This window comes from Shewanella zhuhaiensis (assembly GCF_022484835.1).
Taxonomy (GTDB): Bacteria; Pseudomonadota; Gammaproteobacteria; order Enterobacterales; family Shewanellaceae; genus Shewanella; species Shewanella khirikhana.
This window is the reverse complement of sequence record NZ_JAKUDL010000001.1, coordinates 584,515-599,871: the sequence shown is the minus strand read 5'-3', so window position 1 is coordinate 599,871 and position 15,357 is coordinate 584,515. Positions and strand designations below refer to the sequence as shown.

Below are 15,357 nucleotides of genomic sequence, written 5' to 3'. Positions count from 1 at the left end.
AAATTTGTCTTTAAGAATCTAGGAGTGCTCATGGAGTTTAGCGTAAAGAGCGGCAGCCCGGAAAAACAACGCTCAGCGTGTATCGTGGTGGGAGTTTACGAACCCCGCCGTTTGTCCGGCATTGCAGAGCAACTGGACAAAATCAGCGAAGGCTACATCAGTAATCTGCTGCGTCGTGGCGATCTGGAGGGAAAACCCGGTCAGATGCTGCTTCTGCACCATGTCCCCAACGTGCTCAGTGAGCGTGTTCTTTTGGTGGGCTGTGGTAAAGAGCGTGAACTGGACGAGCGCCAATACAAGCAAATCATTGCCAAAACCATCAACACCCTCAACGAAACCGGCTCTATGGAAGCAGTGTGCTTCCTGACTGAACTGCACGTTAAGGGTCGCGACACCTACTGGAAAGTCCGTCAGGCCGTAGAAACTACCCAAAACAGCCTCTACAGCTTCGATGCACTCAAGAGCCGCAAAGGCGAAACCCGCCGTCCACTGCGCAAACTGGTATTTAATGTACCAACCCGCCGCGAACTGACCGTGGGCGAGCGTGCCATTGAGCACGGCGTAGCCGTGGCCTCCGGTATGCACCTGTGCCGCGACGTGGCCAACATGCCACCGAACATCTGTAATCCTGCTTATCTGGCTTCTCAGGCGCGTCAGCTGTCTGAAGTGTATGAGAACCTGAAAGTCACCACCATCGGTGAAGAGCAAATGGCCGAACTGGGCATGAACTCTTACCTGGCCGTGGGCCGCGGCAGCGCCAACGAATCCATCATGACTGTGATGGAATACAAGGGCGCCGTGGACAGCACCGCCAAACCTATCGTGCTGGTGGGTAAGGGCCTGACCTTCGACTCGGGCGGTATTTCCCTCAAGCCAGGCGAAGCCATGGACGAGATGAAGTACGACATGGGCGGCGCTGCTGGCGTTATCGGTACCATGAAAGCCATCTGCGAAATGAAGCTGCCACTGAACGTAGTCGCAATTCTGGCCGGCTGTGAAAACATGCCTTCCGGTAATTCATATCGCCCCGGCGACATCCTCACCACCATGAGTGGCCAAACCGTGGAAGTGCTGAACACAGACGCCGAAGGCCGTCTGGTACTGTGTGACGTGCTGACCTATGTTGAGCGCTTCGACCCTGAGCTGGTAGTCGACACCGCCACCCTGACCGGTGCCTGTGTGATTGCCCTTGGCAAACACGCCTCTGGCCTGTTCTCTTCTCACAATCCACTGGCACATGAACTGCTGAGCGCCGGTGAGCAGAGTGGCGACCGCGCCTGGCGTATGCCGCTGTGGGATGAGTATCAGGACATGCTCGATAGCCCATTCGCCGACATGACCAACCTCGGTGGTCGTCCGGCTGGTTCTATCACCGCGGCCTGCTTCCTGTCGCGCTTCGCCAAGAAGTACCACTGGGCTCACCTCGACGTGGCCGGTACTGCCTGGAACAGTGGCGCCAACAAGGGTTCTACCGGTCGTCCGGTACCTTTGCTGAGCCAGTTCCTGATAAACCGCGCTGGTGTAGAACAGGGCGAATAAGCCTCTCGCCAAAAAATACACATAAAAAAGCGAAGCCTCGGCTTCGCTTTTTTGTTGTGTTCAATCCATGATTATCAGGAAGCCTTGTCGATACGCAGATCCTGATCATTGCCGGCACGACGACGGCAGGCCTCACCAAAGGCTTTGAAAATCTTGATAGAATCAGGGTTTTCCATGGCTTTCCACTCAGGATGCCACTGCACGCCCAAGGTGAACTGTGGCAGCGAAGGCACATGAATAGCCTCCACCAGGCCATCTTCGGCGTGGGCCAAAGGCTCAACGCCCTCACCAAGGTTATTCACGCCCTGACCGTGGAGCGAGTTCACCGAGATGGTGTCGCCCAGCAGCTTATGCAGCCAGGTTCCCTTCACCATGGTGATGCTGTGACTTTCGCCATATTGCACTTCCGGTGGCGTATCAGGATCTTCACGATGGTCGTCCAAATGCTCCTCGGCATACACCTTCTGGTACAGGTCACCGCCAAAGGCAATATTCATTTCCTGCATGCCGCGACAAATACCAAGCAAAGGTAATCCACGCGCCACGGCGCCCTTTATCAAGGCCAAATCCACCAGATCCCGAGCCAGATCCTGCTTCTTTTCCGGCGTCAGGTTTTCCTGACCATATAGAGTTGGGTCGATGTTGGAGGCGGCACCCGACAGATAGACACCGTCGGCCATATCCAGATATTGCTCAATATCTTCAGCACCAAAGCAGGTGGGTACCAACAGAGGAATGCAGTCTGAAATCTCTACCACTGGCTGCATATATTTGTGGGTCATGACCTGGTAAGGGTGGCCATTTCTGTCTTGCTGACCCATAGACATCAATATAACCGGCTTGTTCTTTCTTCCACTAACTTCTTGTTTTAAGGGCATAGATCACCTGATATTCAAAACGCTTGAGTTCGCGTTTTGGGCATAGCCTGTTACTGCAAAAACTGGTCAGGACATGCGCAAAACCCGTACCTGCAACGTCCTCTTCAGGACGGCAATCACAAATCCAGCATGCCCAAAGGTGTTCAATATGTCAAACGTATAACAATATATTATTTACAACAGCAGACTGTAACCACGCAGGAATAAGCACAGGGTGAAGCCAATATCGGCGCAAAGAGGATAAAAAATGTGCGCCTTGGTTAAATAACATTGAATATTCCCGCTGATTCACCAATATTCGGCTTCGTATTCCGCAAGGAATCAACAAGGATAGCCGGGACTGTCTTCGCAATCAGCGCCAAAGCGATGCGAAGACCTGTTCGCACCTTCCTAACACTGCACGGAGCAAAAATTATGTCTCTTGGACTTAAAATCAAAGACTTCCGCCAGACTGCTGGCATGAGCCAGCCACAGCTTGCCGAGGCAATCGGCATTGAGCAGTCCTATCTGTCAAAACTGGAAAACGATAAGTCATTGCCCTCTGCCGACGTGCTCAGTCGGCTGTTAAGTGCCATGGGGATAGATCTCGAGACACTGCTCAGCGATCCGCTGCTTGGCACCGATAAGCAACGTTTGGCGCAGCTGCCGGAGGTGGCTGACAACCTTAAACAACAGCGTGGACGCAGGCTGAACGAGCGCAAAGGTATTTTGCTCGCATCAAGCCTGTTGGTTGCCATCAGCAGCGCCTTATTTTATGCCGGTGAGAGCAAGTTGCTGTTCAGCGAGGATATGCATATTTACAGCTCGCGCGGCATTGAGCTGGCGGGCGAGCCCAACGGCATATTCGATGAGGATGTGTTTTTGGCAATGGTGCGCGCCACTGACGCAAAGGACTACCGCAAGGAAATGGATGTAACACGGGCCCAGATGATGAGCCGCGAAAGTCTTGAGACCCGCATGCTGGCAACTTTCCAGGGCAAGCGCTTTACAGAAGCAGTCGGAGGCGGTAAACGCACCTTTGGCTTCGACGGAATCAAAAAGATATCCCGCCCCGTCAACGCCTGGTTGAGAATGGTGGGCGTTTTCGGTTTTTGCCTCGGCCTGCTTGGCTTCTTTATCGAGTGGCGCCTGGGGCGCATGGCCAAAGGCTAATCGGCGCACATCCCTTCGCGCAGGGGCTCACTGCGAAGCTCCCAGCCAGCCCATGAACGATAGCGCCTCGCACCAGGCGATAGACTGGGCCGAAACACTCAGCGTGCATCCAGGATTTCGCCACGGGTGTTAACGTCAGGGATTTCGCCCTCTTGCTCAACCATGGCGAGATTCCACCACTCCCGGCCGTGTCCGGGCGTTTGCAAACTCAGTGCCTCACCAAAAATGGGGGTGGCAATTTTTACTGACCGCTCCCAGGCCAGCGCCCGAATACGCTCCAGCGGTTCGAACCAATCGTGCAGCGCCAAATCGAAGGTGCCGTTATGAATGGGCACCATCACCTGCCCTTTCACGTCCAGATGCGCCTGCAAACTTTCTTCCGGCATCATGTGAATATCACGCCACAGCTCGTTGTAGGCACCGGTTTCCATCAGAGTCACATCGAATGGGCCAAGGCGCTTGCCAATCTCGGCAAAGCCGGGGAAGTACCCGGAGTCACCACTGAAAAACACCCGCGCCTGCTCCCCTCGAATTGCCCAACTCGCCCACAGGGTCTGGTCCCGGTCAAACAGGCCCCGACCGGAGAAGTGCTGCGCGGGAGTTGCCGTAAGCTCTATGCTGCCAAGGCGCACCGACTGCCACCAGTCGAGCTCATCAATGCGCGAGGCTGCAACCCCGAGTTTAGTGAGCCGCTTGCCAAGCCCCAGCGGCACAAAGAAACGGGCCTCGGTTTTTGCGAGATAACGGATGGCATCGCTGTCCAGATGGTCGTAATGGTCGTGACTCAGCACAATCGCATCGAGGGCCGGTAAGTCTTTAAGGGCAATCGGGCTTTGATGAAAACGCTTGGGACCAAAGGCGCGAAACGGCGAGGCGCGTTCGGCAAATACAGGGTCGGTCAGCAGGTACTTGCCATCAAGCTTTATCAGCACTGTGGAGTGCCCAAGCCGATACAATCTGGGGCTTGGTTCGGCAAGTTCGGCTGCTGTGATTGGCGCAAGCGGGATTGCCTCTTTAGGGACAGGCGCCTCACGCTTGGCACCGAGGTAAGCTGCGATGATGCGAAACAAGTCAGACAACCCGGATTTATAGGCTTTTTCGCCGTTCACAAAGCGGTTTTTGAGCCGTTTGGCGCCCGGGCAACCCGCATGAACCGGGCCATTGGCATTGATTGAAACCGCTTCGCTTACCAATCCTGCATCGTTCTGAGCCGGGCTCTTGCCTAAGTTGTTCATTGCCACACTATCCTTCACTTCACTGTTGCCGCTTACTTCATTGTTGCAACTCACTGGGCTTGTGCTGTTCATACAGCCTCCGACAAATGTAAACTACACTGTGCAGTTTACATTTGAATTTGGAAAAGTAAACTACTCAGTGTAAAATTTCCCCACCAAGAGCACTCAAACTGGAAAACTCAGGTGCAAACACCAAAGCGAAATCGCAGTGAAATCAAACGTGAAGCCATAATGCTCGCCGCCAAGGAGCTGTTTCAGACCCAGGGCGTGCAAGGCACCAGCATGGATGAGCTGGCACGGGTGGCCGAGGTTTCCAAACGCACCGTGTATAACCACTTCGCCAGTAAAGAGGCGCTGGTGCTGGAGCTGGTTGCCGAGCTGTGGCAATCGGCCAATGCCGATATTCAGTTGAGCTTTGCCAAAGACACCCCCGTGGGAGAGCAGCTGCTTGAGGTGCTTAACGCCGAAATAGCCATCATGACTAACCCGGATTATCTCGAGCTGGTGCGGGTCGCCATTGGCCACTTTATGTTTCACCCCGGCGCGCTCAAATGTGAGCTGGAAAGTAGGGTCACCCACGAATCGGCGCTGCGCCGCTGGCTGTCTGAAGGCATCAAGTCCGGCGCCCTGCCCAAGCTTGATGTGGATGAAGTGGAAGCGACGCTGCACGGCATGATAAAGGGCGTGTGTTTTTGGCCGTCACTGATGCAGCTGTGTGAGCCGCTGCCCAAGGGCGAGCTTGAGCGCCTTGGCGCCGATATTGCCGCCTTTTTCGAGTTCAAATACTTAAGCTGCCGCCGCTAATCAGCAGCCAGGTCGCTATTAACGTTGGCACCCCACACCGATCAGCCGCACTGCTTTATGTCGGGCGTCTATCTAAGTTAGAATGCGGCTTTCGTTTTCTTTAGCCGGAAACTCCATGACCCAGGCACTTTTTTACGTACTTCCGCCGTCCCAAATGAGGGATGCTGCCGAGCTGCTGGCCTGCCGTCTGGCGGCGTTTCATTACCGCCGCGGCGCCTGGGTCTATATTCACTGCAACGATGAATCCCAAAGCTTTGCCATCGACGAGCAACTTTGGCAGTTTGACCCCAACGATTTTGTACCCCACAACCTCAAGGGTGAAGGGCCTCAGGGCGGCGCGCCGGTGGAAATCGGTCACGATCGCCTCGGGCCGTCAAAAAACCGCGGCATTCTGATAAATCTTGCAGAAAAAGTACCGCCTTTTGCGGTACACTTTGGCCACTTTATCGACTTTGTCGCCGGTGACGAGGCCACCAAGGCACTGGCACGGCTGCGCTTTCGCGAGCTTCGCGGCCTTGGCATAGAGCCATCCACTCAGGATTTGGCGACACAACCCCTTAATCTAGTTTGAGAAAATCTGATCCCCATGGAAAAGACATACAATCCACAGTCCATCGAACAGGCCCTCTACCGCGTTTGGGAAGAAAAGGGTTACTTCAAGCCACACGGTGATTCCAGCCAGGGCAACTACTGCATCATGATCCCGCCGCCGAACGTCACCGGCAGCCTGCACATGGGTCACGCCTTCCAGGACACCATCATGGATACCCTCATCCGCTATCAGCGCATGAAGGGCAAAAACACCCTGTGGCAAGTGGGTACCGACCACGCCGGTATCGCCACCCAGATGCTGGTTGAGCGTAAGTTGGAAGCCGAACAGGGCAAGAGCCGCCACGATCTCGGCCGCGACGCCTTTATGGAAAAGGTTTGGGAGTGGAAAGCCCAGTCCGGCGGTACCATCACCAGCCAGCTGCGCCGCATGGGCGCCTCCGTGGATTGGGACCGTGAGCGCTTCACCATGGATGAAGGCCTGTCCAATGCGGTGCAGGAAGTGTTCGTGCGCCTGTACGACGACAAACTGATTTACCGCGGCAAGCGCCTGGTAAACTGGGATCCCAAGCTGCACACCGCCATTTCCGATCTGGAAGTGGAAAACAAAGAAAAAGCAGGCCACATGTGGCACTTCCGCTATCCGCTGGCCGGCACCGAGCTGACCGCCGATGGCAAAGACTATCTGGTAGTGGCCACGACCCGCCCTGAAACCATGCTCGGCGACAGCGCGGTAGCGGTACACCCCGAAGATGAGCGTTATGCGTCACTGATTGGCAAAGAAATCATTCTGCCTATCGTAAACCGCCGCATCCCCATCATCGCCGATGAATACGTGGATAAAGACTTCGGTACCGGCTGCGTGAAAATCACCCCAGCCCACGACTTCAACGACTACGAAGTGGGCAAGCGCCACAGCCTGCCGATGTTCAACATCCTCACTCAGGATGCCACCATCCGTGCCCTGGCCGAAGTGCTGAATACCGACGGCAGCCATAACAGCGAGCTGGATGCCAGTCTGCCTGAGCGCTATGCCGGTCTCGACCGCTTCAAGGCTCGCGACGCCATCGTGGCAGAGTTTGAGACTCTGGGTCTCCTCGAAAAAATCGAGCCACACGCCCTCAAGGTGCCTTATGGCGACCGCTCCGGCGTAGTGATTGAGCCGCTGCTCACTGACCAGTGGTACGTTGCGGTGCAAAAACTCGCCCAGCCAGCCATCGAAGCGGTGGAAAACGGCGACATCAAGTTTGTGCCACAGCAGTACGAAAACATGTACTTCTCCTGGATGCGCGACATTCAGGACTGGTGTATCTCCCGCCAGCTGTGGTGGGGTCATCGCATTCCTGCGTGGTACGACGAAGCCGGTAAGGTGTACGTTGGCCGCAGCGAAGAGGAAGTACGCCAGAACCATAACCTCGGCGCCGACGTAAAACTGCGTCAGGACGACGACGTGCTGGATACCTGGTTCTCCTCGGCCCTGTGGACCTTCTCTACCCTGGGCTGGCCGGAGCAAACCCCAGAGCTCAAGACCTTCCACCCTACCGACGTGCTGGTGACAGGTTTTGACATCATCTTCTTCTGGGTTGCCCGGATGATCATGATGACCATGTACTTCATCAAAGACGAAGACGGCAAGCCACAGGTACCGTTCAAGACAGTATACGTAACCGGCCTTATCCGCGACGAACAGGGCAACAAGATGTCCAAGTCCAAGGGTAACGTCCTGGATCCATTGGATATGATTGACGGTATCGACCTTGAATCCCTGGTTCAGAAGCGTACCGGCAACATGATGCAGCCACAGCTTGCCGCCAAGATTGAAAAGAGCACCCGCAAGGAGTTCGAAAACGGCATCGAGCCACACGGCACAGATGCGCTGCGCTTTACCCTGGCGGCCATGGCCTCTACCGGCCGTGACATCAACTGGGACATGAAGCGCCTCGACGGCTACCGCAGCTTCTGCAACAAGCTGTGGAACGCCTCCCGCTACGTGCTGATGAACACCGAAGAGCAGGATTGTGGCCAAGGCGGTGGTGATATGAAGCTGTCACTGGCCGACCGCTGGGTCATCGGCAAGTTCCAGGAAACCGTCAAGACCTTCGACGAGCATATCAATGCCTATCGTTTTGACCTGGCCGCCAACACCCTGTACGAGTTCACCTGGAACCAGTTCTGTGACTGGTATCTGGAACTGACCAAGCCAGTACTGCAAAACGGCTCTGAAGCCGAGCAGCGCGGCACCCGTCATACCCTGGTGACTGTACTTGAGCAGCTGCTGCGCCTGATGCACCCCATGATGCCTTACATCACTGAGACCATCTGGGATCGCGTTAAACCCTTGGCAGGCGTTGAAGGTGATACCCTGATGCTGATGTCCTTCCCCGAGTTCGATGCCGCCAAGGTAGATGCCAAGGCCATGGCCGATCTCGAATGGGTTAAGCAAGTGATTGTGGCCGTGCGTAACATTCGCGCCGAGCTCAACATCGCTCCTAGCAAGCCGCTGTCAGCCCTGCTGCGCGGTGTAAGCGATGAAGACAAGGCCCGCATCGAAGCCAACCAGGCCTTCTTCGGGACGCTTGCCAAGCTTGAGAGCATGACCATCCTCGCTGAAGGCGAAGCCGCCCCCATGGCCACCACTCAGCTGATTGGTGAAATGGAGCTGCTTATTCCTATGGCAGGCCTGATTGACGTTGCCGCCGAGATGGCCCGTATCGACAAGCAGCTGGAGAAGCTGACCGGCGAAGTGGCCCGTATCGAAGGCAAGCTGTCCAACGAAGGCTTTGTGGCCAAGGCCCCGGCTGAAGTGATTGAGAAAGAGCGTGCCAAGGCCGCCGACATCAAACGCGACATGGACAAGCTGACCGAGCAGAAAGCCGAGCTTGCCAAGCTGGAAGCCTGAGACGGTATAAAACCAAGTCACTGACTCCGTAAAAAACAGTAAAAAAGCAGCCTTCAGGCTGCTTTTTTTATTGGTTAATTTTTACTGAGGTCAAAAGCCTTTATCAGTGCACCGTTTGATCAATGCCGCTTAATCAATGCGGCGCTCAATCAATGCGTCTTGGCACCAAGGCCGGTCAGCTCCACCGGGGTGACCATGGCGGCCGGGCTTAAGATTTGGCTTAAGGCATCGTCGCTCAATAGCCCATCGCGGCGCACCAGCTCCGCCACACCTGCGCCGCTCAGCAGGGCTTCACCTGCGATACGGGTGGCGTTCTCATAACCGATGTGCGGCACCAGCGCAGTGACTATGCCGATGCTGGTGTTCAGGTGCTGCTCGCATTTGGCCTCGTTGGCTTCGATACCCTGAATACAGCGGCTATCGAGCAAGGCGATGGCGCGGGTCAGCAAGGCGCAGTTATTCAAAAGGTTATAAACAATCACCGGCTCCATGGCGTTCAGCTGCAGCTGCGCCGCCTCGGCGGCCATGGTGATGGTCATGTCGGTGCCAATCACCTGAAATGCCACCTGATTCACCGCTTCCGGAATAACTGGATTCACCTTGCCCGGCATGATGGAGGAACCCGGCTGCATCGCAGGCAAACGGATTTCCCCAAGGCCGGTGCGCGGACCGCTGGAGAGCAGCCGCAGGTCGTTACTGAGCTTCGAGAGCTTCACCGCTAGGCGCTTAAGCACAGACGATAAAGTCACAAAGGCGCCCATGTCGGTGGTGGCATCGATAAGATTGTCAGCCTGAGTCACCGGCAGACCCGTGATATCGGCAAGGGCCTTCACCGCCAGCACGCCGTAAGCCGGATGGGTGTTAATGCCGGTGCCAATGGCGGTGCCGCCAAGGTTCACCACGCAAAGCTCCTTACAGGCATCATCGATGCGGGCTAAGTCCGATTTAAGGCTGGCAGCAAAGGCATCAAATTCCTGCCCCAGGGTCATGGGCACGGCATCCTGTAGCTGGGTGCGGCCCATCTTGAGGATATGGCCAAACTCGCGGCCCTTGGCCTCAAGGCTTAAGCAAATTGCCTCGATGGCGGTCTTGAGCGGTTCGACCGCTTCCACCATGGCCAGACGCGCCGCCGTCGGGTAGGCATCGTTGGTTGACTGGGAGCAGTTCACATCGTTGTTGGGGTGCAGATGGCGATACTCGCCCTTGCCGTGGCCAAGCTTGGCAAGGGCCAGATTGGCAATCACTTCGTTGGCATTCATGTTGGTGGAGGTACCGGCGCCGCCCTGAATAAGGTCCACCACAAACTGGTCGTGCAGCGCCCCCTGAACGATGTCATCGCAGGCCGCGGCAATGGCGCTGGCCTTGGTGTCAGATAATAGCCCCAAACCATTATTGGCGCGGGCGGCAGCGGCCTTTACCCTGGCGAGCGCACGGATAAGCTCTGGGAAGGCGCTGATGGGAGTGCCACTCAGGCTGAAGTTTTCCAGCGCCCTCTGGGTTTGAATGCCATACCAGGCGTGGGCAGGAACCGGGGCATCCCCCAGCAGGTCGTGTTCAATACGTGTATCCATATTATGTGTGCGCTCCCGGACGCGGTTTGAGCAGGGCTTGTTTCAAGTGGGCTTGTTCTAGGCAAGCCTGATTATTCCGCGCTATTACAGCAGCCTGCACTGCAATAAGGGAGTTGACGCACTGATGCAAATTGGCGCTGATTGACGCAGCTTTAGCGACAAACAGCATCTGACGCAGTCTGTCGCACTTTGCCGCTTTTAGGTACACTGGACGAACAGTTTCGAGCGATACGCGCGCCAATTGCCGCCGAGAATAATCACAGGTCTGCCATGCATCAGGAATTTGCCAAAAATCTTCGCCTCCTTTGCAGCTACTACCGCTCGGTGGCCGAGGTCTGTCGTCGCCTCGATATCAACCGGCCGCAGTTCAACCGCTATTTAAGTGGCAAATACCGCCCCTCGGCCCATAGCCTCAGGCGCCTGTGTGATTTCTTCGGGGTGGAAGAGCATGAGATCCTTATGCCCCACAGCCAGTTTCAGCTGCTTATTCAGGTGCGGCCGCGCCCCAGTGAGCCTGTAAGCGAGGCGCCGGAGCTTGAGCATCTGGCCAGGCTGCAAAGCCTGAGTCAGGGACTCGATAAATACCTTGGCTATTACTTCGAATACCACCTGTCGATGGCCTTTCCGGGCAAGATTTTGCGCAATCTTATTTGCCTTGAGAAACAAGGCGGCAAGGTCTATTACCAACGCACCGAGCGTCTGCAGCAGGCACCCGGCGAAAAGGTCTATCACAGCAAGTATTTCGGTATGGCGCACCTGTTGGCGGACCGTATCTTTTTAATGGATTATGAGTCACTCACCGGCAACCAGCTGACCCAGACCATCCTTATCCCCACCTTCAAGAGTCGGGTTGGCCGTTTAAGCGGTTTGCGCCTTGGCGCCTCGGCCAGCGGTGAGCGGATCCCCAGTTGCACCCGGGTGGTGTTCGAGTATCTGGGGCATCAGGTGGATATCCGCAAAACCCTTAAGCTTTGCACCACCTTAGACCCCGACAGCGGCCAGATAAGCCCTCGAATTCTGGAAGCCATTCAAAACGATATGGCGCCGGGCGAGCGCCACTTTCGCGCCCGCCACAGCTTCTAGCTGGCGTTTTATGCCTGTGCCTATACACAGCGGGAAAACTGGCGTCGATACTGGCTTGGCGTAATGCCCAGCTGCTTTTGAAAATGCAGCCGTAAATTCAGCGCCTGACCAAGCCCTGCTTGCGCTGCCACGGCATCCAGCCCCAGATTGGTTTCCTCAAGCAACCTTTTGGCCCTATCCAGCCGGTGCTGCAACAGCCACAGCTTGGGGCTGGTTCCAGTAGCAAGCCTGAAGCGCCGGTCAAAACTGCGGCGCGACATATGGCTCTTTGCCGCCAGCTCTTCCACACTGATGGCGTTATCGAGCCTTGATAACGCCCAATCCAGGGTCGCGGCAAACGCATCGGGGCGGCTTGGCATAGGGGTTTGCACAAACTGCGCCTGACCGCCACTGCGGTGGGGCGACAGCACCAGTCGACGCGCTACCTGATTGGCCACCTCACGGCCAAAATCGTGGCGGACCAATGCCAGCCCCAAGTCCAGCGCCGCCGCGCTGCCGGCCGAGCAGCCGATACGGCCATCGAAGGTGTAAAGCACCTCATCCTGCACAGTTACATTGGCAAATCTTTCCCTGAAAGCTGCGCCATAGCGCCAATGGGTACTGGCGACTTTGCCATCAAGCACCCCAGCTTCGGCCAGCAAAAAGGCGCCGGAGCAAAATGAAATCAGCCTGCCACCGCCCTCAAAAAAGCGCTGTATGGCCATCAGCAGCGATGGGGGCGGCGCCACATCCACAGGCCAGCTCGGCACCACCAGGGTATCGACCCCATCGAAGCGATTACCGCTTTGGACGCTTAGCCCAAGGCCGCCGGTGGCGGGCAATGGCTCAATCGGCGCATTGGCCCCACGGCTGCCCGCCTCGTGCCAGCGCATTAAGCTGGTTTGATACCAGTGGTGCAGTTCGGGCCTTGGCAGCGCAAACAGCTCGGCGGCGCAGCCAAGCTCGAACAGCGACACCTGCGGCGGCACCAGAATCATCAACTGATGGCCAGCAGCAGCGGAATCAACTTTTACAACGCCAGAACGCATGGCATCTCCTTACGGTTTCCAGATTTTAGGATCTGGATTCTGGGATCTGGATTCAGGGGTTTAAGGGTTGGGACCCCAAACGTCGAAGCCTGGTGCCCCGGCAGTTATTTTCGGGGTTCACTCGGGCGACACAAGTCGCCTGCAACGCATTGGCTTAAAACTATCTAACAATGGCGATAAAGCCAATCACGATTGATGCCCGGGTGGCTCAAACTGACAACATTCCCCAAGACCAAGGAGCCTTGTATGTCATCAGTTGTCAGCCGCCCTCCCGCCGCCGAGCCAAGCCGAGCCGCCAGCCATTTCGCCGCCCTGCTTGCCTTTGAAACCGATTGCTGGGATGTAAACCACGCCATCACTCAGGGGAGGCAGGACTTTGTGCTATTGGATGTGCGCGGCGAGGCGCTGTACGGCGAAGGCCATCTGCCCGGCGCCCTCAGTCTGCCCCACAGCCGCATCAATGAAACGACCCTTGCAGACTTTCCTGCCGATACCCTGTTTGTGGTGTACTGCGCCGGGCCACACTGCAATGGCGCCGACAAGGCAGCACTCAAGCTTGCCAGCCTCGGCCGGCCGGTGAAAAAGATGATTGGCGGAGTAACGGGATGGCTCGATGAGGGTTTCAGCCTGAGTGCTGACTGACTCAGCGCTTATGTACAGCTCAGCTGTGAGCGGCTGTCTGCGGGCTTGACCCGCAGCACAGGACAAAGGCAAACTCCTAAAAATACTGAATTTTTACAGAGTTACCTTATTGTGCCTGACAATGCCCCAATGACCGCCAGACCAAGCCCTGCTTTGGCCAGGCCTCTGGCACTGCCGCTGACCAATCTGCTGGCCGAAGGCGGCTACACCGCCAGCCTGACGATCGGCAGTGAAGCCCAGCCCGTTAACCTCATCATAGATACCGGCAGCTCGACTCTGGTGGTGCACGAAAGTGGTTATCAGGCGACCAGGGACACTGAGCTTAAAGCCACCACCCTGGCGCAGGAAGTAAATTACGGCCTCGGTGGCTGGCTTGGCGCCGTGGTGCACACTCGCATACATGCCGGGGAGCTTGCCATGGCCGACACCCCGCTGGCACTGGTGCACGCCGAGACCGAGCACACCTTTTTGGATGCCGATGGCATCTGGGGCATGGCCTATCATCCGCTCAATCGCGGCTACGACCTGACCACTTATCTCACAAGCCATGGCATAAATCCGGCCAGCACCTTCCCCTGGCCCTTTCCCGATGAGGCGCATCCGCTGGTTAAACAGCAGTTGGATGACTTTAAGGCGCTGATGCCGCAACTGCCTGAAGAAGACGTGGCCACCTGCTTTACCCTGATGGAGGAGCGCGGCCTGTGCGCCAACCGCTTTACCCTGATAACCCGCCGCTCCAGCATCCACGTGGCGAGCGAGCATGCCTGCGCGGATAGCCTCGCGGCCGATCCCCTCAATCAGGGGCTGTTGATTTTGGGCAGCCATGAAGAAGATGCGGCGCCCAACCATGGCAGTGCGGTCGACCTCAAGGTGGTGCACGACCGCTATTACAACGTCAACCTAAAGGCGGTGCGCTGGCAAAACGATATCGATATTGCGCTGCCAACGGCGCAGGCAGCCCACCTGCACCGGGGCTCCAGCAATGCCATTGTCGACTCGGGCGCTTCGCTTATCAGCTTGCCTGAGATGGCCTTTACCCCGCTGATGCAGCGGCTGTGGGCACTGTTACCAGACAGCAAGCAGCTGACTTCGGCTTTTATGGGCGATATCAGCCAGATAATTGCAGCGCAAAAACAGGGCATCGACAGCAGCCTGCTCAGGCTCGAAAACTGGCCAAAGCTTGAGTTGGTATTTGAGGGCGTCAATGGCGAAGAGGTCTGCCTTGGTGTGGATGCCCACCACTACTGGCAAGTGAATGCCCCGAGCCATGGCAAGGCGGTGTTTAAACTCATGGGGCAGTTGCCTCACTGGCCCGCCCAGAGCGTACTTGGACTGCCGCTTTTCAATCCCTACCGGGTAGTGTTTCGCCGCGACCTTGGCGAGCAGGGCGTTATTCGATTTATCCCCCAACCCCACGCACTGCAAGGGACAGCAAAATGAACAGGCTTACCAGTCCCAGACTGACACTACTGCCGATCCAGACAGACGACAGAAACATCATAGTGGCCTTGAACACTAACCCGGATGTGATGAGCTTTGTCTCAGCCCCCATGACTGACATACAGGCTAATCGCACTGCGGATATCATATTCAAACAGACTGCGACCACACCGCCAAAGATGTATTGCTGGAAAATTCTCGAGTCAGTCAGTGGCCAAACCATAGGCATAATAGCGTTGACGCGAATGAAGGCTGACTACCCTTCTATGCTGGAGATAGGTGCTCTGAGCTTTCCCGCATTTTATGGTAAGGGCTTTATTCCCGAGGCCATGAATACTGTCTGTGAATTCGGCCTAAAACTGAGTGAAATAACCGGAATATACGCAAAATTTCAGCAGGATCACCAGGCCTCTTATTCAATAACCAGAAAAACAGGCTTCAGCTTACCCAAACAGTGTAAAACATCGACTGAATACCTCGAGTGCTTTCGGACGACGTGAGTGTGAATTCACTGTTTTCAATTTGCTTTCAGCCTGT

13 protein-coding genes are annotated in these 15,357 nt (G+C 56.2%); 9 read left to right on the top strand and 4 right to left on the bottom strand.

Annotated features, from left to right (window positions below; all coding sequences use genetic code 11):
• The first annotated feature begins 30 nt into the window (after nucleotides 1–30).
• A complete protein-coding gene (pepA, locus tag MJ923_RS02545; RefSeq protein WP_240589783.1) occupies nucleotides 31–1,539 on the top strand; it encodes a leucyl aminopeptidase in 1,509 nt (502 codons plus the stop codon).
• Between the two features lie 74 nt (nucleotides 1,540–1,613).
• Here the strand turns inward: pepA and MJ923_RS02540 are convergent, their stop codons facing one another.
• Nucleotides 1,614–2,366: a gamma-glutamyl-gamma-aminobutyrate hydrolase family protein gene (locus MJ923_RS02540; protein WP_240589782.1), complete on the bottom strand. Its 753-nt coding sequence runs from the start codon at nucleotides 2,364–2,366 to the stop codon at nucleotides 1,614–1,616.
• Between the two features lie 465 nt (nucleotides 2,367–2,831).
• On the opposite strand from MJ923_RS02540, the gene MJ923_RS02535 reads away from it, so the two are divergent.
• Complete coding sequence (locus MJ923_RS02535; protein ID WP_240589781.1) at nucleotides 2,832–3,569, top strand: helix-turn-helix domain-containing protein; 738 nt, start codon at nucleotides 2,832–2,834, stop codon at nucleotides 3,567–3,569.
• A 98-nt stretch (nucleotides 3,570–3,667) separates the two neighbouring features.
• Here MJ923_RS02535 and MJ923_RS02530 read toward each other — a convergent pair whose 3' ends face one another.
• On the bottom strand, nucleotides 3,668–4,876 hold the full coding sequence (locus MJ923_RS02530; protein ID WP_240589780.1) for an MBL fold metallo-hydrolase: 1,209 nt from the start codon (nucleotides 4,874–4,876) through the stop codon (nucleotides 3,668–3,670).
• A 111-nt stretch (nucleotides 4,877–4,987) separates the two neighbouring features.
• Between MJ923_RS02530 and MJ923_RS02525 the strand changes: the two genes are divergently transcribed.
• From MJ923_RS02525 to MJ923_RS02515, 3 genes are all read left to right on the top strand, one after another.
• The gene (locus MJ923_RS02525) at nucleotides 4,988–5,608 is read left to right on the top strand and encodes a TetR/AcrR family transcriptional regulator (protein WP_240589779.1); all 621 of its coding nucleotides are present in this window, start codon (nucleotides 4,988–4,990) and stop codon (nucleotides 5,606–5,608) included.
• Nucleotides 5,609–5,723: 115 nt separating this feature from the next.
• Complete coding sequence (locus tag MJ923_RS02520) at nucleotides 5,724–6,179, top strand: DNA polymerase III subunit chi (RefSeq protein WP_126165928.1); 456 nt, start codon at nucleotides 5,724–5,726, stop codon at nucleotides 6,177–6,179.
• Between the two features lie 15 nt (nucleotides 6,180–6,194).
• Nucleotides 6,195–9,056, top strand: a complete 2,862-nt coding sequence (locus MJ923_RS02515; protein ID WP_240589778.1) for a valine--tRNA ligase — start codon at nucleotides 6,195–6,197, stop codon at nucleotides 9,054–9,056.
• 149 nt (nucleotides 9,057–9,205) lie between these two features.
• Here MJ923_RS02515 and MJ923_RS02510 read toward each other — a convergent pair whose 3' ends face one another.
• Nucleotides 9,206–10,627: an aspartate ammonia-lyase gene (locus MJ923_RS02510; RefSeq protein WP_240589777.1), complete on the bottom strand. Its 1,422-nt coding sequence runs from the start codon at nucleotides 10,625–10,627 to the stop codon at nucleotides 9,206–9,208.
• Between the two features lie 270 nt (nucleotides 10,628–10,897).
• Here MJ923_RS02510 and MJ923_RS02505 point away from each other — a divergent pair, with 270 nt between their 5' ends.
• On the top strand, nucleotides 10,898–11,710 hold the full coding sequence (locus tag MJ923_RS02505; protein ID WP_220077406.1) for a helix-turn-helix domain-containing protein: 813 nt from the start codon (nucleotides 10,898–10,900) through the stop codon (nucleotides 11,708–11,710).
• Nucleotides 11,711–11,730: 20 nt separating this feature from the next.
• On the opposite strand, the gene MJ923_RS02500 is transcribed toward MJ923_RS02505, so the two are convergent.
• The gene (locus tag MJ923_RS02500; RefSeq protein ID WP_240589776.1) at nucleotides 11,731–12,738 is read right to left on the bottom strand and encodes a helix-turn-helix domain-containing protein; all 1,008 of its coding nucleotides are present in this window, start codon (nucleotides 12,736–12,738) and stop codon (nucleotides 11,731–11,733) included.
• Between the two features lie 246 nt (nucleotides 12,739–12,984).
• On the opposite strand from MJ923_RS02500, the gene MJ923_RS02495 reads away from it, so the two are divergent.
• The 3 genes from MJ923_RS02495 to MJ923_RS20880 all read left to right on the top strand — a co-directional run bounded on the left by MJ923_RS02495 (nucleotide 12,985) and on the right by MJ923_RS20880 (nucleotide 15,320).
• Nucleotides 12,985–13,380 carry a rhodanese-like domain-containing protein gene (locus tag MJ923_RS02495; RefSeq protein ID WP_240589775.1) on the top strand — a complete coding sequence of 132 codons (396 nt, stop codon included), beginning with the start codon at nucleotides 12,985–12,987 and terminating at the stop codon, nucleotides 13,378–13,380.
• 111 nt (nucleotides 13,381–13,491) lie between these two features.
• The gene (locus MJ923_RS02490; RefSeq protein ID WP_240589774.1) at nucleotides 13,492–14,820 is read left to right on the top strand and encodes a pepsin-like aspartic protease; all 1,329 of its coding nucleotides are present in this window, start codon (nucleotides 13,492–13,494) and stop codon (nucleotides 14,818–14,820) included.
• Complete coding sequence (locus MJ923_RS20880) at nucleotides 14,817–15,320, top strand: GNAT family N-acetyltransferase (RefSeq protein WP_420854405.1); 504 nt, start codon at nucleotides 14,817–14,819, stop codon at nucleotides 15,318–15,320. The genes MJ923_RS02490 and MJ923_RS20880 overlap by 4 nt, the downstream gene beginning before the upstream one ends.
• Nucleotides 15,321–15,357 lie beyond the last annotated feature (37 nt).